Below are 22,036 nucleotides of genomic sequence, written 5' to 3' on the forward strand. Positions count from 1 at the left end.
CCTGTTGATTACCCAATAAAAAGGCCCCTTGCGGGGCCTTTCCAATCGATTGGTGGAGCTGGCGGGATTTGAACCCGCGTCCGAAAAACCTACATCGTCGGTACTACATGCTTAGTCAGTCATTGAATTCGCCACCTGCTGCGGACAGACACGCCACAGAATGACTAGCCTAAATTAGTTTTAACGCTTCAACCGTTAGGCACGGCGTCCACGCGATTCTGTGAAAGATGACCTTCCAATTCCCTAAGTCACAGACAAGCTAGGGTAGAAGGGCTCTAACAGGTTATTAAGCTGCTAGTGCGTAGTTTTCGTCGTTTGCGACTATTTTTTTGCGATTTTTTAACGAGGCCTATCGCACCTCGGCATGCACCTAGGAGTTCGAGAATCTCGTCGAATCCAGAATCAGCCCCAAGTACGCTTATGGTATGGCAATTGCTGCCAAATCACAAGTGTTAACGATTCTTATGCTTCATCATCCGATCTTTTTCTCGCTTCCAGTCGCGTTCCTTCACGTCCTGGCGTTTGTCGTGGTGCTTTTTACCTTTCACCAGACCGATCTCGGCCTTAACCCAGGACTTAGACCAGTAAAGCGCCAAGGGCACCAAGGTATAACCTTCGCGGTCAAGCAGGCCAGACAGGCGATCTAGCTCGCGCCGCTTCATCAGCAGCTTGCGAGAGCGGTGTGGGTCGCATACCACATGAGTGGAGGCTACGTTGAGTGGCACAACGGTGGCAGCAAATAAAAAGGCTTCACCGTTTCTCATGAATACGTAAGCGTCACCGATGTCTACCTTGCCGGCACGCATCGATTTTACTTCCCATCCTTGCAGTTCCAGCCCGACTTCGTATTTTTCTTCTACAAAGTATTCGTGTCTCGCCTTCTTGTTGAGGGCGATGGTGCTGGAACCGACTTTTTTCTTGGCTTTGTTTTTTGTCATAGTGACGCCATTATACGGGCCCAGTCGGAAGTTTGGAATTGCCGATACGGCAACTGCTTGTTTTTCGTACGATAGTAACGGTGAGCCCAGCTTGGATTAATGTTAAAATCAGGCCGTTCTGTTGCCAGGAGAGGTTATGCCCAGTATTACCCGCAGTGCGTTGGTGATGTTCAGCGCACAACAGATGTATGAATTGGTAAACGATATAGACTCGTACCCGCAGTTTTTGCCCGGATGTGTGGCCAGTCGTATTGTGTCCGAGTCGGCCACGTCCATCACGGCGGCGTTGGACGTGGCCAAGGTAGGGATCCGCAAGACTTTTACCACGCGCAATGAACTACAACCTCATCGGCATATCAGCGTAGAGCTGGTGGATGGCCCCTTCAAGACGCTCAACGGCGGATGGACCTTCACCCCGCTCGATGTGGATGCCTGCAAAGTCGAGCTGAAGCTGCATTTCGAGTTTACCTCCCGTTTGGTGGAAATGGCTTTTGGCGGTGTATTCAAAGAACTGGCCAATGCCATGGTGCATTCATTCAGCGAGCGGGCAAGAGAGGTATACGGCCGTGAATCTTATTCGGGTTGAAATAGTGTATGCGCTGCCACAGCAACAGACGGTGCTGAGCATGAAAGTATCGGCGGGGGATAGCGTCAGACAGGTAATAGAGCAATGCGGTATTCTGCAGCAATATCCCGAAATTGACCTTGATAGCAATATGGTCGGGGTATTCGGGCGGCAGGTTAAGCTGGATCAACCTTTGCTTGATGGCGACAGAATCGAAATCTATCGTCCTTTATTGGCCGACCCCAAGGAAATTCGGCGGCGCCGCGCCGAGCAAGCCAAGGAAGAGGGACGAGCGGACAAGGTCACCGGTGGTCGTCCCGATCCCAAGAGAGCCAAAAAGTAACAGGCCATGCGGTGTGAACAACATGGCCATCGGGTCTGTTACAGACCCTGCTCGAAGGCAGCGGGAGCCGGATAGTCGCCAGTGACCGAGATCAGCGCATCATTGGTAAAGTCCAGGATCAGTTGTTTCTGTTCCACTTTACCCCGACCCGGCTTCAGGTAATAAAGATATACCCAGCGGTCATGGTTGAAACCGTCGAGGCTCATGGGATTGCCCAGCAGAAAGCGGACCTGTTCCTGGCTCATGCCCTGGCGCAGCTGGGCAACCTGCTTGGCTTCAATGTAGTTGCCCTGGGGAATGTCGACCTTGTACACCAGGCCACAACCGGCCAGAGGAATAGTGAACAACAAGGGTAAAATCAAGGTTTTGAGTTGCATGGCTGCATTATATCCTGTGTGCCTTGTTGGGCATGATAGCTGCTGACGATGGGCTTGTAAAAGCCGACACCATCTCAAGATTCCGACGACGGGAGTCTGACCCTCCAACAGGCCATAGGTTCAGTGCTGCCAGCGATGGTCATCCGGCAACCACTGTCCTATCATCTTCGTTTTTAACGTTTTCTTTCGGGAGTAAGCCAATGGCAAAGCACGTTTTTCACTTAGGGATAACCGATGAGGATCTGCACGGCGCAACGCTTGCCATTATTCCGGGGGATCCGGAACGGGTAGAGCGTATCGCCAGCCAGCTGGCGAATGCCCGGCACCTGGCCAGCAAACGGGAGTTCACGTCATGGTTGGGAGAGCTGGACGGCAAGCCGGTGGTGGTCTGTTCTACCGGCATCGGTGGTCCTTCGACTTCGATCGCGGTGGAAGAACTGGCTCAGCTGGGAGTGAGGACCTTCTTGCGTATCGGGACCACGGGAGCAATTCAGAAACATATCAATGTTGGCGACATGATAGTAACCCAGGGTTCGGTCCGGCTGGATGGCGCCAGCAGCCACTTCGCCCCCATGGAGTTTCCGGCGGTCGCCGATTTTGACTGCACCTGTGCACTGGTCGATGCGGCTCGGGATCTGGGTATTACGCCCCATGTCGGGATCACCGCCTCGTCGGATACTTTTTACCCCGGCCAGGAGCGTTACGATACTCATTCGGCCCGTATGTTGCGCAAGTTTCAGGGCAGCATGAAAGAATGGCAGGGCATGGGGGTGCTGAACTACGAAATGGAGTCGGCTACCCTCTTTACCATGTGTTCCAGCCAGGGGCTGAAGGCGGGTTGTGTCGCCGGGGTGATCGTCAACCGTACCCAGCAGGAAACTCCAGACGACGTCACCATGCAGCAGGCCGAGCAGCAGGCGATAGATATCGTCATCGGTGCCGCTCGCCGTCTGGTTTAGGACCGTTTAAAGTTCAAGTAACCCGGTTAAAACCGGGCTTATAATTTACAAGCTACAAGCTACAAGCTACAAGCTACAAGCTACAAGCTACAAGCTACAAGCTACAAGCTACAAGCTACCCCCCACACGTTTAATCAACCAGCAGCTCTCGGGCGTTGGCCAGGGTGTTGGCGGTGATTTTGTCGCCGCCCAGCAGGCGGGCCAGTTCCTGCAGCCGGCTGTGCTCATCCAATTCCTGCATACGAGTCTGGGTATCGTTGTCGGCGCTGTCTTTGCTGACGAAATAATGCTGGTGGCCATTGCCGGCCACCTGGGGCAGGTGGGTGATCACCAGTACCTGGGTGGAGTCGCCCAGCTGACGCAGTAGCTTGCCGACCACAGCCGCAGTCGGGCCGCTGACACCCACGTCCACCTCGTCGAAGATAAGGGTAGGGGTCTCGACCTTCTGGGCGGTGATCACCTGAATGGCCAGACTGATACGCGACAGTTCGCCACCCGAGGCCACCTTGGCCAGCGGACTCATGGGCTGGCCCGGGTTGGTGCTGACCAGAAATTCGACCCGGTCGATACCCAGCGGGGAATAACCGGCACCGTTATCTGCGGTCACGGTAATTTCAAAGCGGCCATGATCCATGCTCAGTTGATGCAGGCTTTGGGTGATCTGCTGATTCAATGACTGGGCATAGCGCTGTCGGCTCTGACTGAGCCGTTCGGCCGCCTGCAGAAATTGTTCTTTGGTCTGTTCGACTTCATCATCCAGTTCTTGCAGGCGGCTGTCGTTATGATCCATCTCCGCCAGCCGGGTTTTTATCTCCTGATGAAATTCATGCAGTGCAACCGGCTGTACGTGATGCTTGCGTGCCAGCTCCATCACCTTGCCGAGCCGGGCTTCCACCTCATGCAGCCGTTCCGGATCCAGTTCCAGCCGGTCCAGGTAACGGCTCAGCTCGCCGTGGCCTTCTTCCAGCTGGATCAGGCTGCTTTCTATCATTTCCTGTACCGGGCCGAGCCGGTTGTCCATCTGAGTCAGCTCGGCAACGACTTTCAGCCCCTGGCGCAGCAGCTGCAGCGCGTTGGTTTCTTCACCATCGGCCAGCACGTTCAACGCCAGCTGGCAGTCGTTGAGCAGCTCGGCCCCGTTGGCCAGGCGTTTGTGCTCGGCTTCCAGAGTCGGGAATTCATCCTCGGCCAGGGCCAGCTCGTCGAGCTCTGCCACTTGGTATTCCAGCAATTGGCGCTGGGCCTGCCACTGGGCCTGCTCGTTTTGCAGTTGCTTGCGTTCGTTGCTGAGCTGGCGCCATTGTTGATATTGCTTGCTGACCTGTTGTATCAGCTGATGATGGCCGGCATAGGCATCCAGCAGGCCACGCTGATAGTCGGATTTTTGCAATGCCTGATGGGCATGCTGACCATGAATGTTGATAAGCAAGGCACCCAGGGCCTTGAGTTGAGACAGGGGAACCGGGGTGCCGTTGATATAGCCGCGGGACCGCCCTTCGCGGCTCAGAGTACGGCGCAGAATGCATTCGCCCTGCTCATCCAGCTCCTGTTCGCTCAGCCAGGCTTTGACCCGGGGCAGTTTATCGATACGAAAACGGGCGCTAATATCGGCCTTGTCGGCACCGGGGCGTACCGAGTCGGCATCGGCCCTGTCACCCAGGGCCAGGGCGAGGGCATCGATGGCGATAGATTTACCGGCGCCGGTTTCACCGGTAATGCTGGTCATGCCCGGACGCAAGTCCAGTTCCAGAAAGGAAACGATGGCGAAATTGCTGATGGTGAGCTGAAGCAACATGGTGGAACCCCTGCACAAAACGATGCTGTATAGAGATACAGTATACTGTTGTTTTGTACAGTGGCAAGGGTTCGAGACAATGTAAGGGGGAAGCATGAGGAGCAAAGGCGGAGGAAGGCTGAGGCACAGTTTGAATGCACCTCACCCCTCACGGGTTCAGAACAGCTTGCTGCCCCAGCCGAGTTTGCTACGCAGCACTTCAAAGTAATTATGGCCACGAGGATGTAGCAGTTTCAGCTTGTAGGGACTCTTGTTGATATGGATTTCGTCACCGGGTTGTACCGCCAGCGAGACATGACCGTCGCAGCTGATCAGCATTTGCTCGGTCTTGTTGTTGGGTGACAGCACCAGCTTAACCTGAGAGTCGGCATCGATGACGATGGGGCGGCAACTCAGGGTATGAGGAAACATCGGCACCAGGGTAATGGCATTGAGATTGGGGGTCACGATGGGGCCGCCGGCAGACAGCGAATAGGCGGTGGAGCCGGTGGGAGTGGCCACTATCATGCCATCGGCGCGCTGACTGTACATGAAGTGCCCGTTGATATAGACCTCGAATTCGATCATGTGGGCGATTTTGCCCGGGTGCAGTACCGCTTCGTTCATGGCGGTATTGCTGGCCTTGAGCTGGCCGTGGCGATGCACCTGGGTTTCAAGCAGAAAGCGCTGTTCGGCCTGGTAGTCGCCGGCCAGCAGGCGTTCGAGTGGCTGTTCGAAACTGTCCGGAGACAAATCGGTCAAAAAGCCCAGGTTGCCCCGGTTCACGCCGACTACGGCCACATCGAAGCGGGCCAGCACCCGGGCCGCCCCCAGCATGTTGCCGTCGCCGCCCACCACTATGGCCAGATCGGCCCGCTCACCGAGTTCGACCATCTCCAGCAGCTCAGCCTGGTCCAGGCGAAGTTGTTCGCCCACCCGGCGCTCTATCACTACCTTGAGACCCAGGCCGACAATATAATTATACAGCGCCACCAGTGTCTGGTTGGCGCCTTCGTGATCGGGCTTGCCGATCAGGGCGATGGTATTGAATTCGGTTTCCATTGATAGATTGACCTGACTGAATAGGCAATTCGGTCATTTACTCCCTGACCGATTAATGACCCCATTCTAAATAACCCGGTGGCGGTGTGCTACCGACGTTGCGGCTATCGTCAAAATATTCTCTTGAATTCTGATCCAGAGCCCCCATATAGGCTGCAAGCTGGTAAACATATACGGGAGACAACATGAGCAAAAAACAACATCAGGTTGACGCGGAGCAAGCCGCCGAGCAGGAACCGCTGACGGTAGACACCGAAGCAGGCGCCGACGCCGAGCCGACCCAACCGGATGCAGCTTATGTCGCCGGGCTGGAGCAACAGCTGGCTGACGCCACCGCCAGTGCCCAGGCCGAGAAAGACAATGCCTTGCGTGCCCTGGCCGAGATGGAAAACCTGCGCCGCCGTGCGGCACAGGACGTAGAAAAAGCACAGAAGTTCGCGCTGGAAAAATTTGCCGGCGAACTGCTGCCGGTGATCGACAGCCTGGAACGCGCACTGGAGCACACCGATAAAGAAAGTGATGGTTTCCAGGCGGTCTATGAAGGCGTGGAGCTGACCCTGAAATCCTTGCTGGGCACGGTGGAAAAATTTGGCGTGCTGCCTATCGACCCCCAGGGTGCTCCCTTCGATCCGAACAAGCATCAGGCCATGAGCATGGTGGAAAGTGCCGAGGTGGCCCCCAACTCTGTGCTGGCTGTGATGATGAAAGGCTATGAGTTGAACGGCCGGGTGCTGCGCCCCGCCATGGTCATGGTGGCCAAGGGGCCTGCCATCGATACTCAGGCTTGATTAGAGCCGAAATATCGGCTTTTGCCTAAAAAAATGTGATGTGTGTCTTGAAAGCCGTTGGTAGCAACCACATATAGGCTCTAAAGCAAAACACGAAACGCTTACGATTGAATTCAAGATATTGAGAGAGGATTTTATGGGTAGAATCATCGGCATTGATCTGGGTACCACCAACTCTTGTGTTGCTATCCTGGACGGGGATACCCCGCGGGTTATAGAAAACGCCGAGGGTACTCGTACTACTCCCTCCATCATCGCCTATACCGATGACGGTGAGACTCTGGTTGGCCAGCCCGCCAAGCGTCAGGCGGTGACGAATCCGCACAACACCCTGTTTGCCATCAAGCGTCTTATTGGCCGTCGCTTCGAAGATGAAGAAGTTCAGCGTGATATCAAGATCATGCCGTTCAAAATCATCAACTCCGACAACGGTGATGCCTGGGTTCAAGCCAAAGACAAGAAAATGGCTCCGCCGCAGATTTCAGCCGAAGTGCTGAAGAAGATGAAGAAAACCGCCGAAGACTATCTGGGTGAAGCGGTGACTGAAGCGGTTATTACCGTTCCGGCCTACTTCAACGATGCTCAGCGCCAGGCAACCAAAGACGCAGGCCGTATCGCCGGTCTGGACGTGAAGCGCATCATCAACGAACCGACCGCTGCTGCCTTCGCCTACGGCGTGAACAAGGCGCAGGGTGACCGCAAGGTTGCGGTATACGATCTGGGCGGTGGTACCTTCGATATCTCCATCATCGAAATCGATGACATGGATGGCGAAAAAACCTTCGAAGTACTGGCGACCAACGGTGACACCCACCTGGGTGGCGAAGACTTCGATAACCGTCTGATCACCTACCTGGTTGAAGAGTTCAAGCGCGAGCAGAACTTCGATCTGCGTAACGACATGCTGGCGCTGCAGCGTCTGAAAGAAGCGGCCGAAAAAGCCAAGTGCGAGCTGTCTTCCGCCCAGCAGACCGAGGTGAACCTGCCTTATATCACCGCCGATGCCACCGGTCCCAAGCACCTGAACATCAAGCTGACCCGTGCCAAGCTGGAATCGCTGGTGGAAGATATGGTCAAGAAGTCACTGGAGCCGGTACGTATCGCGCTTAAAGACTCTGGCCTGTCCGTGTCCGATATCGACGATGTCATCCTGGTGGGCGGTCAGACTCGTATGCCTCTGGTGCAGAAGACCGTCAGCGAGTTCTTCGGTCAGGAGCCGCGTAAAGATGTGAACCCGGATGAAGCCGTGGCCGTGGGTGCCGCCATCCAGGGTGCCGTGCTGTCCGGTGACAAGAAAGACGTACTGCTGCTGGACGTAACCCCGCTGTCGCTGGGTATCGAAACCATGGGCGGCGTGATGACGGCGCTGATCGAGAAGAACACCACGATTCCGACCAAGAAGTCCCAGGTGTTCTCCACCGCCGACGACAATCAATCTGCCGTGACCATTCATGTACTGCAGGGTGAGCGCAAGCGCTCCGGCGACAACAAGTCTCTGGGTCAGTTCAACCTGGAAGGTATTCGTCCGGCCCCGCGCGGCCTGCCGCAGGTCGAAGTAACCTTCGATATCGATGCCGACGGCATCCTGCACGTGTCTGCCAAAGACAAAGACACAGGCAAAGAGCAGAAGATCACCATTCAGGCCTCTTCCGGTCTGACTGAGGAAGAGATCGACGCAATGGTTCGTGCCGCCGAAGCCAACGCCGCCGACGACAAGAAGTTCGAAGAACTGGTACAGGCTCGTAACCAGGCCGATGGTCTGGTGCATGCCACGCGCAAGCAGCTGGAAGAAGCCGGTGAAGCCCTGGCCGCCGACGACAAGAGCGCCATCGAGTCTGCCTTGACTGCGCTGGAAGCTGCCGTTCGCGGTGAAGACAAGGCCGAGATCGAAGCCAAGCAGCAGGCGCTGATGGAAGCGTCTCAGAAGCTGATGGAAGCGGCCCAGGCCAAGGCTCAGGCCGATGCGTCCGACGCGGGTGAACAACCGCAGGGTGCTTCTGCTTCCGGCAAGGCCGATGACGATGTAGTCGACGCCGAGTTCGAAGAAGTCAAAGACGACAAAAAATAAGCTAGACCCAGCGTATTAACGCTGCCAGTGGCGGGCGTTGGGATTCCAACGCCCGCCTTTGTGTGAACAGGACTCAGGTAAGCAATCAGCCTATGTCGAAACGAGATTATTATGAAGTGCTCGGGGTTTCCAAGGAAGCCGAAGAGCGCGAGATAAAGAAAGCCTACAAGCGGATGGCGATGAAATATCATCCCGACCGCAACAAGGTGGATGCCGATGCCGGCGACAAGTTCAAGGAAGCCACCGAGGCTTACGAAGTGCTGACCGACGCCCAGAAGCGTGCCGCTTATGATCAGTTTGGTCACGATGGCGTTAACGGCCAGCAAGGCGGTCACGGCTTTGGTGGCGGCGGTGCCGACTTCGGTGATATTTTTGGCGACGTGTTCGGCGATATCTTCGGTGGCGGTCAGCGTCGTCAACAGCGTGCGGCCCGTGGCGCAGATTTGCGCTACAACATGGAGCTGACACTGGAAGAAGCCGTGCGGGGCGTGACCAAAGAGATCAAGGTACCGACTCTGGTAGGTTGTGACGTCTGTGACGGCAGCGGTGCCAAAGCCGGCACCCAGGCCAAGACCTGTCCGACCTGCCACGGTCATGGACAGGTGCAGATGCGCCAGGGTTTCTTTACCGTGCAGCAGCCTTGTCCCCAGTGCCGGGGCAAGGGCAAGATCATCAGCGATCCGTGCCACAAGTGTCACGGTGAAGGCCGTTATCAGAAAACCAAGACGCTGTCGGTCAAGATCCCGGCGGGCGTCGACACCGGTGACCGCATTCGTTTGTCTGGTGAAGGCGAGGCCGGTGAATCCGGCGCGCCGGCAGGTGATCTGTACGTGCAGATGCACGTGCGCGACCATGAAATATTTGTGCGCGACGGTAATAATCTCTTTTGCGAGGTGCCGATCGGCTTTACCGCCGCCGCCCTGGGCGGAGAGGTGGAAGTGCCGACGCTGGATGGTCGGGTCAAGCTCAAGATACCGGCTGAAACCCAGACTGGTCGTCTGTTCCGCCTGAAGGGCAAGGGCGTGCGTTCTGCCCGTAGCGGTCAGATGGGCGACCTGGTGTGCAAGGTGTATATCGAGACCCCGGTCAGCCTGACCGAAGAGCAAAAAGAGCTGTTACGTCAGCTGGAAGAGTCTTGTGGCGGCCTGGCGGCCAAGAAACACAGACCCAAGACCGAAGGCTTTTTCGAAGGGGTGAAACGCTTCTTCGATGATTTGACCCGCTAAGCCGACTGTATTAGTCTGGCTGTCTTAAATGACAGCCTGGCGGCTGAAACGGAATTTATGATACGAGCCCTGTGCCGGTTTCCGGCAGGGCTTTTGTTGTTTTATTGTCTGAAAGGAACCGGGTTTCCACTATGAAGCAAACACCGATGACCATCCGCGGTGCACAGAAACTGCGTGAAGAACTGGATCACCTGAAGTCTGTGCTGCGTCCGCAAATAATCGCATCCATTGCCGATGCCCGTGAACACGGCGATCTGAAGGAAAATGCCGAGTATCACGCCGCGCGTGAACAGCAGGGATTCTGTGAGGGGCGTATCCAGGAGATTGAGGCCAAGTTGTCCAATGCCCAGGTAATCGATATCACCAAGCTGCCGAATACCGGCAAGGTGATTTTCGGCTCAACCGTTGACCTGTTCAAGGTGGATGACGAGAAAGAAATTACCTATCGCATCGTGGGTGATGATGAGTCGGACATCAAGGCCAACATGATATCGGTTAACTCTCCCATTGCCCGCGCCCTGATCGGCAAGGAAGTGGACGATGTGGCTGTGGTTAAAACACCGGCCGGAGAAGTCGAGTACGAAGTGCTCAAGGTCCAGTACCTGTAACAGACAGTACTGCGATAACGACTTCCGGCCACAGCGGCCAGGACAAAGGCAGGGGCTATGTCTCCTGCCTTTTGCTCATCTGCTCCAGAAAACCTCTGAATACAAAATCCGACAAGGTCCGGCAATCGGCCATGGACAGTTCAAACTGTACTGCGGTTAACCAGAACTGCGGGCGACGTGGCAACAAGCGCATCCCATTGGTGGACAGATTCCTTATTTCCGCCGCCAACGACGCCCTGACGACAGATCTCGTGTAGCAGCATAAGTTCTTCGTCGGTCAGAAAGCGGTGGCTGGGCATGACAATCACACATCGGGAGCATATGCTGAATCATAGCGCTCTTGACGACAGAACAAGAAAAACAGGGGGAAATATCGGGAGGGGAGCAGGAAAAGCAAAAGGGCAGGGCTGCGAGCCCAACCCTTGCAGACGGCTCAGGCTCTGGGCAGGCTGATTTTTTTCTCTTCGCTGGCACGATACAGAGTCAGGATGTGGCCGATGCTTTGTACTTTTACCGCGGCAGTTTCACGGACGATAGCGTCCATGATCAGCGTTTTGACTTCCCTGTCTTCGGCGGCAACCTTGACCTTGATCAGTTCGTGGAAATTCAGGGCCAAATCGATCTCGGCCAGTACGCCTTCAGTCAGGCCATGCTGGCCAAGCAATACCACCGGCTTCAGGCTGTGGGCCATGCCTTTGAGGTATTGTCTTTGCTTATTAGTCAGGGTCATTGCAAAATGCTTCAGTTAATAGGTTGAAAGGGGGCTATTGTACCCCCATCTAAGCTTCAATGGTAATAGCAGAGCGATAATTTAATGACCAAGAAAAAACGCTCGGCCAGCTCGACGCGCTGGCTCAAAGAGCATTTTGACGACAAATATGTACAACAGGCGCAAAAAAAAGGCCTGCGCTCGCGTGCCGTATTTAAACTGGAAGAATTGCAGGGGCGCGATCGTCTGCTCAAACATGGCATGACGGTCGTGGATCTGGGGGCTGCCCCCGGAGGTTGGAGCCAGTATTCGGTCGAGCAGGTGGGCTTGAAGGGCAAGGTAATTGCCTGCGATTTGCTGGCCATGGATCCCATTGCCGGGGTCGACTTCCTGCAAGGTGACTTTCGAGATGAGGAAGTACTGAATGCCCTGCTGGAACGGGTAGGGGAAGACAAGGTCGATGTATTGCTGTCGGACATGGCGCCCAACATGAGCGGTACGCCCGAGGTTGACCAGCCCAGATCCATGTATCTGGTGGAGCTTGCCCTGGACATGTGCCGTCAGGTGCTGACACCCAAAGGCAGCTTTGTTGTAAAAGTGTTCCAAGGGACCGGCTTCGATGAATTTCTGTTGGAAGTTCGCCGGTCTTTCAGTTCGGTAAAGGTAAGAAAACCCGATTCGTCGCGACCCCGCTCGCGAGAAGTCTACATTGTAGCTACAGGTTTTAAACTGTAGTACTCTGTCGAAGTCATAAACTGTCAGCCGGTGAGGTTAGTAATTTGAGTGACATGGCGAAAAATTTGATCCTGTGGTTGGTCATAGCCGTGGTGTTAATGTCGGTATTCCAGAGCTTTAGCCCGAGTGAGCCGAGTGGACGCCAGACGGACTATACCACCTTTGTACAGGAAGTAGCCCAAGGGCAAATTCGTGAAGTGCGCATGGATGGCAATACCATCAATGGCGTAAAGCGCAGTGGTGATCGTTTCACAACTATTCTGCCTGCGCAGGATCCTCAGCTGCTGAATGATCTGCTGAACAACAACGTGCGGGTCGTGGGTGAAAAGCCTGAAGAGCCAAGCCTGCTGACGTCTATCTTCATCTCCTGGTTCCCCATGCTGCTGTTGATTGGCGTCTGGGTGTTCTTCATGCGTCAGATGCAAGGCGGCGGTGGTGGCAAGGGTGCCATGAGCTTCGGCAAGAGCAAGGCTCGTCTGATGAGCGAAGATCAGATCAAAACGACCTTCGCCGATGTGGCCGGTTGTGATGAAGCCAAGGAAGACGTGAAAGAGCTGGTGGATTACCTGCGTGATCCCAGCCGTTTCCAGAAGCTGGGCGGACGTATTCCTACCGGTATTCTGCTGGTAGGCCCACCCGGTACCGGTAAAACCCTGCTGGCCAAGGCCATTGCCGGTGAAGCCAAGGTGCCTTTCTTTACCATTTCCGGTTCCGATTTCGTGGAAATGTTTGTCGGTGTGGGTGCGTCACGGGTTCGTGACATGTTCGAGCAGGCGAAGAAGTCTGCCCCCTGTATCATCTTTATCGATGAAATCGATGCGGTTGGTCGCCAGCGTGGTGCTGGTCTGGGTGGCGGTCACGACGAACGTGAACAGACCCTGAACCAGATGCTGGTAGAGATGGACGGTTTTGAAGGTAATGAAGGCGTTATCGTCATCGCCGCCACCAACAGACCCGACGTACTGGATCCGGCATTGCTGCGTCCTGGCCGTTTCGACCGTCAGGTGGTGGTGGGCCTGCCCGATGTGCGTGGTCGTGAGCAGATCCTCAAGGTGCACATGCGCCGTGTGCCGCTGGGTGACGATGTCAATGCCAGCGTCATTGCCCGTGGTACGCCCGGTTTCAGTGGTGCCGACCTGGCCAACCTGGTCAACGAAGCAGCCTTGTTTGCCGCTCGCTCCGCCCGTCGACTGGTGTCGATGGAAGAGTTTGAAAAGGCGAAGGACAAGATCATGATGGGCTCCGAGCGCCGCTCCATGGTGATGTCCGAGTCCGAAAAAGCGATGACTGCCTATCACGAGGCGGGTCACGCCATCGTCGGTCGCATGGTGCCCGAGCACGATCCTGTGTACAAGGTGTCGATTATTCCTCGTGGCCGTGCTCTGGGTGTGACTATGTATCTACCCGAGCAGGACCGCTACAGCTACAGCAAGCAGCATCTGGAATCAATGATTTCCAGCCTGTACGGCGGTCGTCTGGCGGAAGAAATCATCTACGGTTTCGACAAGGTCACCACTGGTGCTTCAAACGATATCGAGCGGGCGACTGACATTGCTCACAAGATGGTGACCCAGTGGGGGTTGTCGGAAAAACTGGGCCCCTTGCTGTATGCGGATGAAGAAGGCGAAGTCTTCCTCGGTCGTACCGCCGCCAAGGTCAAGCACATGTCCGATGAAACCGCCAATGCCATCGATGCCGAGGTGAAAGACGTCATTCATCGTAATTTTGAGCGTGCCAAACAGATACTGATGGACAACATCGATATTCTGCACGCCATGAAAGATGCGTTGATGAAGTACGAAACCATCGATGCCAAGCAAATCGACGATTTGATGGCACGCCGCGACGTGCGGGCACCGGCAGACTGGAAAGAAGAGTCTGACGATAAGCCGCAAGGTCCTGCTGCCAGCACTGGTGACAAGGATGCAGAACAAGCCGAGGAGGCCAAGTCTGCTGCACCGGATCTGAATAAGCCCGGTGATGCCACCAGCAACTGATAATTTATGATAAATTAAGCCCCGGACATCGCTGTCCGGGGCTTTTTATTTTGTGGGAACCTGTCGTTATGCTGTTATCAAGCGAATCCAGAAGCCTGGATTTATCCTCGCCCCGAATCATGGGGATTCTCAACCTGACACCCGACTCCTTTTCGGACGGCGGCCACTTTGTGGACAGAGACGCCGCCTTGCACCATGCCCTGCAGATGGTGGAAGACGGCGCGACTCTGATTGACGTAGGTGGCGAGTCGACACGACCGGGGGCCGATGCGGTGGCCGAGCAGCAGGAACTGGATCGGGTCATACCGGTGCTGGAGCTGCTGCGCAAGGAGCTGGATTGCTGGATATCCATCGATACCAGCAAGGCGGTGGTGATGCGGGAGTCGGTCAAGGCCGGCGCGGATCTGATTAACGACATCTTTGCCCTGCGCGAACCGGGTGCTCTTCAGGTGGCGGCCGACAGTGGCGCCGCCATCTGTCTGATGCATATGCAGGGTCAGCCCAGAACCATGCAGCAGGCACCGGATTATCAGGATGTCACCCTCGAGGTGGCGGACTTTCTGCGCCAACGACTGCAGGCCTGCGATGACGCGGGCATTCCCCGCGAGCGCATCTGTCTGGATCCCGGTTACGGTTTCGGCAAGCGGCTCGAACACAACTATGAATTGCTGGGCAAGGTAGGCCAATTGCATGCTTTGGGCCTGCCCTTGCTGGTCGGCATGTCGCGAAAGTCGATGCTGGGGCAGTTGCTGGACCGTGAAGTCGATCAACGTCTTGCCGGTGGCCTGGCGGCGCATTTGTTTGCGCTGAGTCAGGGCGCGCAGATATTACGGGTACATGATGTAAAAGAAATGGCCGATGCCATGCGGGTATGGCAGCAGGCCGCACAATATCAGGGATAATATAATGAGCAGAAAATATTTTGGTACCGACGGCATCCGCGGACGAGTAGGGGACTATCCCATCACCCCGGAATTTGTGATGAAGCTGGGCTGGGCCGCCGGCAAGGTGCTGTCTCGTACCGGCACCAAAAAGGTGCTGATTGGCAAAGACACGCGCATCTCCGGCTACATGCTGGAGTCGGCGCTGGAGGCTGGCCTGTCTGCCGCCGGTATACAGGCGGCACTGCTTGGTCCCATGCCGACCCCGGCCATCGCCTATCTGACCCGCACTTTTCGTGCCGAGGCCGGTATCGTGATCAGCGCTTCCCACAATCCCTATTACGATAACGGCATCAAGTTCTTCTCTCATGATGGCACCAAGCTGCCGGATGAAGTGGAGCTGGCGATCGAGGCCATGCTGGATCAGCCGATGGACTGCGTGCCTTCCGAGCTGCTTGGCAAGGCCAGCCGTATCAATGACGCGGCCGGTCGTTACATCGAATTCTGCAAGAGCACCTTTCCCTCCGAGATGCATTTGGACGGCCTGACCATAGTGCTCGATTGCGCGCATGGTGCCACCTATCACATTGCCCCGGCGGTATTTGAAGAGCTGGGTGCCAAGGTGATCCGCACCGGGGTGCAGCCGAACGGGGTCAACATTAACGACAAGGTCGGCTCGACCGCGCCAGCGGCCTTGATTGCCGCCGTGCAGGAGCATAGCGCCGATCTGGGCATTGCCTTTGACGGTGACGGCGACCGACTGGCGATGGTGGATCATACCGGCGCCTTGCTCGACGGTGATCAGCTGCTGTACATCATGGCACGGGACGCTCGCCGCCGGGGTACTCTGAATGGTGGCGTGGTCGGCACCCTGATGAGCAACATGGCACTGGAGCTGGCGTTGGCGCAGCAGGATATTGCCTTCGTGCGAGCCAAGGTCGGCGACCGTTATGTGATGGAGCAGCTCAAGCAAGAGGGTTGGAAACTGGGTGGTGAAAACTCGGGCCATATCATCAGCCTGGATCACAACAGCACCGGTGATGGCATCGTCGCGGCGCTGCAGGTACTCCGTGCCATGGTCGATGAAGGGCGCAGCCTGCATGAACTGGGTCGGGAGCTGGAGCTCTATCCTCAGGTGCTGGTTAACGTGCGCTTTCAGGCCGGTACCGATCCGCTGGCCGACAGCGAAGTTCAGCGTCGGGTGGCCGTGGCGGAAGAAGAGCTCGCCGGCGCGGGGCGGGTATTGCTGCGCAAGTCCGGCACCGAACCGCTAATCCGGGTGATGGTGGAAGGTGCCGAGCAAGAACAGGTACGGCGTCTGGCTCAGCATATTGCCGATGCCATACCGACTTCGCCGGAGCGGTAAGCTGGAAGCGGACAGCTTACGGCTTAAAGCTTCAAAAACGGTTGTGCAATCATCGTTTTGCCGTCTTTTTATTCACTTGAATCTATTTTTTAAAATTGCGCTTGTATCCCGTCAAGGGTCTAGCTAGTATTAGCCCCGCTCCGGACAGCAGTCTGATGCGGGGCTCAGACGTCAAGCAAAGGTAAAGCTGATGTACGAAATTCTTTTAGTGGTGTATCTGCTTATCGCACTGACTTTGATTGGTCTGGTGCTGATTCAGCAAGGTAAAGGCGCCGATATGGGTGCTTCCTTCGGAGCGGGTGCGTCGAACACGGTTTTTGGCTCCGGTGGGTCTGGTAATTTCCTGACTAAGGCGACTACGCTACTGGCAGCAGGCTTCTTTGTGGTGAGTCTGGTACTGGGTAATCTTTCCAGTAACAACACCAAGCAGGGAAGTGAATGGGAAGATCTTTCTGTACCTCAGGTAGAAGAAAGCGTCATCCCGGGTGATGTTCCTGCCATTAACAGCAGCGACGTACCCGAATAAAGTTTTTGCCGAGGTGGTGGAATTGGTAGACACGCTATCTTGAGGGGGTAGTGCCTGTATAGGCGTGCGGGTTCAAGTCCCGCTCTCGGCACCAAATCATAGTTAAGTTGAGATTTAATCTCAAATTAACTATACTCTCGCACGGTTCGGACGCGGGGTGGAGCAGTCTGGTAGCTCGTCGGGCTCATAACCCGAAGGTCGTCGGTTCAAATCCGGCCCCCGCAACCAATCCTCACGTTTATCGCATATTATTTAATAGTAAGTGCGGTAAATGGTCGCTGCGAGGCGACAGTCAGGGTCCAGGTGAATAGCCCCGATTTGAAGATCGGGGCTTTTTGTTATCTGCACTTCAGCACCGGTATCATCGGTGCACATTCACTGGGCTGCGAGCCCTTTTTTTGTTTTCGGAGGGGTAGCTTTGGCTACATTGGAACAACGATTGACCGAGATGCTGTCAGAGCCCGTAGAGGCTCTGGGCTTTGAATTGCTGGGGCTCGAGTTTGTACGCGCCGGCCGGCATTCGACCTTACGTTTGTACATCGACCATGAAAACGGTATTGAAGTAACCGATTGTGCCGAAGTCAGTCGGCAGGTCAGTGCCGTGCTCGATGTGGAAGATCCCATTTCTACCGAATATGATCTGGAGGTGTCTTCTCCGGGTATGGCTCGCCCCCTGTTCAAGCCGGCTCATTATCAGGCCCTTATCGGCCAGCAGGTAGAATTGTCCCTGCGTATGGCGGTGAACAATCATCGTAAACTGACCGGGCTTCTGGTGTCGGTAGACGACACCATGATCAGGCTGGAGGTGGCGGGAACCGAATTCCCCATCGCCTTCGCCAATATCCAAAAAGCGCATCTGGTTCCGAACTTTGACTAACGAGGCAGTCGGACATGAATAAAGAAATATTGCTGGTTGTTGATGCCGTTTCTAACGAAAAGGCCGTGCCTCGCGAAAAGATTTTCGAGGCACTGGAAACCGCCCTGGCTACGGCCACCAAGAAAAAATATGAAGGTGATATCGCGGTACGGGTCGAAATCGATCGTAAAAGCGGTAATTTCGAAACTTTCCGTCGCTGGCAGGTAGTGTTGGATCAGGAATCCCTGACCAACCCTTACGGCGAAATCACCCTGGAAGCGGCACAGATCGACGAGCCTGACATCCAGATTGGCGATTATGTGGAAGACGAGATCGACTCGGTTACCTTCGACCGCATCACCACCCAGACTGCCAAGCAGGTTATCGTACAGAAAGTACGTGAAGCCGAGCGCATGCAGGTGGTTGAGCAGTTCCAGGATCAGGAAGGTGAAATCATTACCGGTGTGGTCAAGAAGGCCACTCGCGATAACGTTATTCTGGATCTGGGCAGTAACGCCGAAGCGGTGATCTTCCGTGAAGACCTGCTGCCGCGGGAATCGTTCCGCTCCGGTGACCGTATTCGCGGTCTGCTGTATGCGATTCGCCCGGAAGCCCGTGGCGCCCAGCTGTTTGTCAGCCGCAGCCATCCGGACTTTCTGAAAGAACTGTTCCGCATTGAAGTGCCGGAAATCGGTGAAGAAATCATCGAAATAATGGCTGCAGCCCGGGATCCGGGCAGCCGTGCCAAGCTTGCGGTCAAGACCAACGACCGCCGCATCGACCCCATCGGGGCCTGTGTCGGCATGCGTGGCGCCCGGGTTCAAGCCGTATCCGGCGAGCTCAGTGGTGAGCGGGTCGATATCGTGCTGTGGGACGACAATCCTGCCCAGTTTGTGATCAACGCCATGGCGCCGGCGGACGTGGCCTCTATCATCGTCGATGAAGATACCCATTCCATGGACATCGCCGTGGAATCCGGCAACCTGGCCCAGGCCATCGGCCGTAACGGTCAGAACGTTCGCCTGGCAGCTCAGCTGACTGGCTGGGAACTGAACGTGATGACGGTGGAAGATCTACAGAGCAAGCATCAGGTAGAAAGCGACAAGATCATGAATCTGTTTGTCCAGGACCTGGACATCGACGAAGATTTCGCCGCCTTGCTGATGGAAGAAGGCTTTTCTTCCCTGGAAGAAATTGCCTATGTGCCGGTCAGCGAGCTGTTGAGCGTCGAAGGCCTGGATGAAGAGACGGTGGAGGTGCTGCGTAATCGAGCCAAGGATGCCCTGACTACTCGGGCCCTGGCGCAGGAAGAATCATTCGAAGGGGTGGAGCCGGCAGAAGATCTGCTCGCACTACCCTCCATGACCCGGGAGCTGGCATATTTGCTTGCCGCCCGTGGTGTTGCGGATCTGGAAGAATTGGCAGAACAGGGCATTGACGACCTTGAAGGAATTGAAGGTCTGAATGAAACCCTGGCAGGGGAGCTTATCATGGCAGCCCGAAATATCTGCTGGTTCGGAGACCAGAACGAAGAATAAGATCAGCGGAGGTAAATGAATGGCAGAAGTTACATTAACGCAGCTCGCCAGCGACATCGACACATCGGTTGACCGTCTTGTCCAGCAGTTTCGCGAAGCCGGCATGGAGAAATCCACCGCCGACACCGTATCGGAAACCGAAAAGGCCGCCTTGCTGACGTTTTTAAAGAAACAGCATGGCGCTGACGATAAAGAACCCAAGCGGATGACGCTGCAGCGCAAGACCATCAGCACCCTGAGCGTGCCGGTTGTCGGCGGCAAGAGCAAAGCCGTACAGGTTGAGGTGCGCAAGACGCGCACCTACGTAAGACGTGACACGGCTGAAGAGCAGCAGCGTCAACAGGAAGCAGAAGAGCAGGCGCGTCTGGAAGCACAGGCCCAGCGTGAGGCCGAAGAGCAAGCCAAACGCGAAGCCGAAGACAAGGCCAAGCGTGAGGCGCAAGAACAAGCCAAGCGTGATGCGGAAGAAAAAGCCCGCCAGGCTCAGCTGCAAGCTCAGAACACCACAGAGCAGGGGGCAACCAAGCCCCGAAGCAAAGAGCAGAAAAAGGCGGACGATATGGCGAAAAGCGAAGCAGAAAAATTGAAACAACAGCGTGAGCAAGAAGCCTTGCGCAAGGCCGAGCTGGACGCCCAGAAAAAGGCCGAAGAAGTACGCAAGCTGGCAGAAGAAAATGAAAAACGCTGGGCAGAAGAAGCCGCAGCGAAGAAGCCGGAAGATGCGGATTACCATGTCATGACCAACGAGCATGCCAAGGCCGCCGAAGACGAAGCCGACAAGACCGAAGAGCAGAAAGCTCGTCGCAGCACCGGTGGTAAGAAGCGCAAGGGTGGCAAAACCAAGGAAGATCGCGAAAATCGCGAAAGCCGCAATGAACGCCTGAGAAAAGGCAAGCGGGCCAAGGTGATGATGCCCAACTCGATGAAGCATGGCTTCCAGAAGCCGGCCCAAGCGGTTAACCGCGACGTCGAAATCGGTGAGACCATCAGCGTGGCCGAACTGGCCAACAAGATGGCCGTCAAGGGTGCTGCCGTCATCAAGACCATGATGAAGATGGGCGCCATGGTGACCATCAACCAGGTGATCGATCAGGAAACCGCCCAGCTGGTGGCGGAAGAGATGGGCCACAAGGTGGTTCTGCGTCGTGAAAACGAGCTGGAGCAGAAGGTACTGTCGGACCGGGATACCGATGCCGAACGTCAGACCCGAGCCCCGGTTGTGACCATCATGGGTCACGTCGACCACGGTAAGACCTCGACTCTGGATTATATCCGTCGGGCCAAAGTAGCCTCCGGCGAAGCCGGTGGTATTACCCAGCATATCGGTGCCTATCACGTCGAAACCGAGAACGGCATGATCACCTTCCTGGATACTCCGGGTCACGCGGCCTTTACCTCCATGCGTGCTCGTGGTGCCAGCGCTACCGATATTGTTATTCTGGTGGTGGCGGCGGATGATGGCGTTATGCCGCAGACCGTTGAGGCCATCCAGCATGCCAAGGCTGCCGGTGTACCGCTGATCGTTGCGGTTAACAAGATGGACAAGCCGGAAGCGGATATCGACCGGGTCAAGAGCGAGTTGTCTCAGCACGGCGTCATGTCGGAAGACTGGGGCGGCGAAAACATGTTCGTCTTTATCTCGGCCAAAACCGGTCAGGGTATCGACGAGCTGCTTGAAGCCATCCTGCTGCAGGCGGAAGTACTGGAGCTGAATGCGGTATATGACGGCATGGCGTCCGGTGTGGTCATCGAATCCCGCCTCGACAAGGGTCGTGGTCCGATTGCCACCGTACTGGTACAGGAAGGTACTCTGAACCAGGGCGATATCGTGCTCTGTGGTCTGGAATATGGCCGAGTGCGTGCAATGAGAGACGAGCTGGGTCGCGAAATCAAGACCGCCGGCCCGTCCATTCCGGTCGAAATCCTGGGTCTGTCCGGCGTGCCGGCAGCCGGTGATGAAGCCACTGTGGTACGTGACGAGAAGAAGGCCCGTGAAGTGGCACTCTATCGTCAGGGCAAGTTCCGCGAAGTGAAACTGGCGCGTCAGCAGAAAGCCAAGTTGGAGAACATGTTCGCCAACATGACCGAAGGCGAAGTAGCCGAAGTCAACCTGGTACTGAAGGCAGACGTTCAGGGCTCCATCGAGGCGATTTCCGAGTCGTTGCAGAAGCTGTCTACCGACGAAGTGAAGGTCAAGATCATCGGCTCCGGTGTGGGTGGAATCACCGAAACCGACGCCAGCCTGGCGGCGGCGTCCAACGCCATCATCCTCGGCTTCAACGTGCGTGCCGATGCTTCTGCCCGCAAGATGATTGAGTCGGAAGAGATTGATCTGCGTTACTACAGCGTGATCTATGAGCTGCTGGACGAAGTGAAGCAGGCCATGACCGGTATGCTGGCTCCCGAGTTCAAGCAGGAAATCATCGGTCTGGCTCAGGTACGTGACGTCTTCCGTTCACCCAAGTTTGGCGCCGTGGCCGGTTGTATGGTCACCGAAGGTAACGTCAAGCGCAGCAACCCGATCCGGGTATTGCGCGAGAACGTGGTCATTTACGAAGGCGAGCTGGAATCTCTGCGTCGCTTCAAAGACGATGTGCAGGAAGTGCGTAACGGCATGGAATGTGGTATCGCCGTGAAGAACTACAATGATGTACGAGTGGGCGACCAGATAGAAGTCTTCCAAATCGTGGAAGTACAGCGCACCCTGTAAGGGCGGCTTG

General features: G+C 55.9%; 20 protein-coding genes, 2 tRNA genes and 1 other RNA gene. 17 read left to right on the forward strand and 6 right to left on the reverse strand.

What is annotated here, in order from left to right; translation table 11 throughout:
- Positions 1–50 precede the first annotated feature (50 nt).
- Positions 51–410: a transfer-messenger RNA gene (gene ssrA, locus UN63_RS00560) on the reverse strand.
- A 42-nt stretch (positions 411–452) separates the two neighbouring features.
- Positions 453–938: an SsrA-binding protein SmpB gene (gene smpB / locus UN63_RS00565; protein WP_104484845.1), complete on the reverse strand. Its 486-nt coding sequence runs from the start codon at positions 936–938 to the stop codon at positions 453–455.
- 136 nt (positions 939–1,074) lie between these two features.
- Between smpB and UN63_RS00570 the strand changes: the two genes are divergently transcribed.
- Both UN63_RS00570 and UN63_RS00575 read left to right on the forward strand, forming a co-directional pair.
- On the forward strand, positions 1,075–1,524 hold the full coding sequence (locus UN63_RS00570; protein ID WP_104484846.1) for an SRPBCC family protein: 450 nt from the start codon (positions 1,075–1,077) through the stop codon (positions 1,522–1,524).
- Positions 1,457–1,846, forward strand: a complete 390-nt coding sequence (locus UN63_RS00575; RefSeq protein ID WP_104484961.1) for an RnfH family protein — start codon at positions 1,457–1,459, stop codon at positions 1,844–1,846. Before UN63_RS00570 ends, UN63_RS00575 begins: the two co-directional genes overlap by 68 nt.
- A gap of 38 nt (positions 1,847–1,884) precedes the next feature.
- On the opposite strand, the gene UN63_RS00580 is transcribed toward UN63_RS00575, so the two are convergent.
- Positions 1,885–2,223, reverse strand: a complete 339-nt coding sequence (locus UN63_RS00580) for an outer membrane protein assembly factor BamE (protein ID WP_104484847.1) — start codon at positions 2,221–2,223, stop codon at positions 1,885–1,887.
- A 200-nt stretch (positions 2,224–2,423) separates the two neighbouring features.
- Here UN63_RS00580 and udp point away from each other — a divergent pair, with 200 nt between their 5' ends.
- The gene (udp, locus tag UN63_RS00585; protein ID WP_104484848.1) at positions 2,424–3,182 is read left to right on the forward strand and encodes a uridine phosphorylase; all 759 of its coding nucleotides are present in this window, start codon (positions 2,424–2,426) and stop codon (positions 3,180–3,182) included.
- A 130-nt stretch (positions 3,183–3,312) separates the two neighbouring features.
- On the opposite strand, the gene recN is transcribed toward udp, so the two are convergent.
- Entirely contained in the window at positions 3,313–4,977 is a 1,665-nt protein-coding gene (gene recN, locus UN63_RS00590) for a DNA repair protein RecN (RefSeq protein ID WP_104484849.1), read from the reverse strand.
- Between the two features lie 156 nt (positions 4,978–5,133).
- The gene (gene nadK, locus UN63_RS00595; RefSeq protein ID WP_104484850.1) at positions 5,134–6,018 is read right to left on the reverse strand and encodes an NAD(+) kinase; all 885 of its coding nucleotides are present in this window, start codon (positions 6,016–6,018) and stop codon (positions 5,134–5,136) included.
- A gap of 185 nt (positions 6,019–6,203) precedes the next feature.
- Here nadK and grpE point away from each other — a divergent pair, with 185 nt between their 5' ends.
- The 4 genes from grpE to greA all read left to right on the forward strand — a co-directional run bounded on the left by grpE (position 6,204) and on the right by greA (position 10,708).
- The gene (gene grpE / locus UN63_RS00600; RefSeq protein ID WP_104484851.1) at positions 6,204–6,806 is read left to right on the forward strand and encodes a nucleotide exchange factor GrpE; all 603 of its coding nucleotides are present in this window, start codon (positions 6,204–6,206) and stop codon (positions 6,804–6,806) included.
- Between the two features lie 136 nt (positions 6,807–6,942).
- Positions 6,943–8,874, forward strand: coding sequence for a molecular chaperone DnaK (gene dnaK / locus UN63_RS00605; RefSeq protein ID WP_104484852.1), 1,932 nt, complete (start codon positions 6,943–6,945; stop codon positions 8,872–8,874).
- 92 nt (positions 8,875–8,966) lie between these two features.
- Positions 8,967–10,100, forward strand: a complete 1,134-nt coding sequence (gene dnaJ / locus UN63_RS00610) for a molecular chaperone DnaJ (protein WP_104484853.1) — start codon at positions 8,967–8,969, stop codon at positions 10,098–10,100.
- Positions 10,101–10,231: 131 nt separating this feature from the next.
- A complete protein-coding gene (gene greA, locus UN63_RS00615; RefSeq protein WP_104484854.1) occupies positions 10,232–10,708 on the forward strand; it encodes a transcription elongation factor GreA in 477 nt (158 codons plus the stop codon).
- Between the two features lie 433 nt (positions 10,709–11,141).
- Here the strand turns inward: greA and yhbY are convergent, their stop codons facing one another.
- Positions 11,142–11,438, reverse strand: coding sequence for a ribosome assembly RNA-binding protein YhbY (yhbY, locus tag UN63_RS00620; RefSeq protein ID WP_104484855.1), 297 nt, complete (start codon positions 11,436–11,438; stop codon positions 11,142–11,144).
- A gap of 84 nt (positions 11,439–11,522) precedes the next feature.
- Here yhbY and rlmE point away from each other — a divergent pair, with 84 nt between their 5' ends.
- The 10 genes from rlmE (at position 11,523) to infB (ending at position 22,026) form a co-directional block, all read left to right on the forward strand.
- Positions 11,523–12,152 (forward strand): 23S rRNA (uridine(2552)-2'-O)-methyltransferase RlmE, encoded by a 630-nt coding sequence (gene rlmE, locus UN63_RS00625; protein WP_104484856.1) that lies wholly within the window; start codon positions 11,523–11,525, stop codon positions 12,150–12,152.
- Positions 12,153–12,196: 44 nt separating this feature from the next.
- On the forward strand, positions 12,197–14,149 hold the full coding sequence (gene ftsH, locus UN63_RS00630) for an ATP-dependent zinc metalloprotease FtsH (RefSeq protein ID WP_104484857.1): 1,953 nt from the start codon (positions 12,197–12,199) through the stop codon (positions 14,147–14,149).
- A gap of 68 nt (positions 14,150–14,217) precedes the next feature.
- Entirely contained in the window at positions 14,218–15,051 is an 834-nt protein-coding gene (gene folP / locus UN63_RS00635; RefSeq protein ID WP_104484858.1) for a dihydropteroate synthase, read from the forward strand.
- 4 nt (positions 15,052–15,055) lie between these two features.
- Positions 15,056–16,396 carry a phosphoglucosamine mutase gene (gene glmM, locus UN63_RS00640; protein ID WP_104484859.1) on the forward strand — a complete coding sequence of 447 codons (1,341 nt, stop codon included), beginning with the start codon at positions 15,056–15,058 and terminating at the stop codon, positions 16,394–16,396.
- 190 nt (positions 16,397–16,586) lie between these two features.
- Positions 16,587–16,922 carry a preprotein translocase subunit SecG gene (gene secG, locus UN63_RS00645; protein ID WP_104484860.1) on the forward strand — a complete coding sequence of 112 codons (336 nt, stop codon included), beginning with the start codon at positions 16,587–16,589 and terminating at the stop codon, positions 16,920–16,922.
- Positions 16,923–16,929: 7 nt separating this feature from the next.
- Positions 16,930–17,016, forward strand: a tRNA-Leu gene (locus UN63_RS00650).
- Between the two features lie 57 nt (positions 17,017–17,073).
- A tRNA-Met gene (locus tag UN63_RS00655) sits at positions 17,074–17,150 on the forward strand.
- Between the two features lie 190 nt (positions 17,151–17,340).
- Complete coding sequence (gene rimP, locus UN63_RS00660) at positions 17,341–17,799, forward strand: ribosome maturation factor RimP (protein ID WP_104484861.1); 459 nt, start codon at positions 17,341–17,343, stop codon at positions 17,797–17,799.
- 14 nt (positions 17,800–17,813) lie between these two features.
- Complete coding sequence (gene nusA, locus UN63_RS00665; RefSeq protein WP_104484862.1) at positions 17,814–19,316, forward strand: transcription termination factor NusA; 1,503 nt, start codon at positions 17,814–17,816, stop codon at positions 19,314–19,316.
- Between the two features lie 19 nt (positions 19,317–19,335).
- A complete protein-coding gene (infB, locus tag UN63_RS00670; protein WP_104484863.1) occupies positions 19,336–22,026 on the forward strand; it encodes a translation initiation factor IF-2 in 2,691 nt (896 codons plus the stop codon).
- Positions 22,027–22,036 lie beyond the last annotated feature (10 nt).

The organism is Oceanisphaera arctica, assembly GCF_002936955.1.
Lineage (GTDB): Bacteria > Pseudomonadota > Gammaproteobacteria > Enterobacterales > Aeromonadaceae > Oceanimonas > Oceanimonas arctica.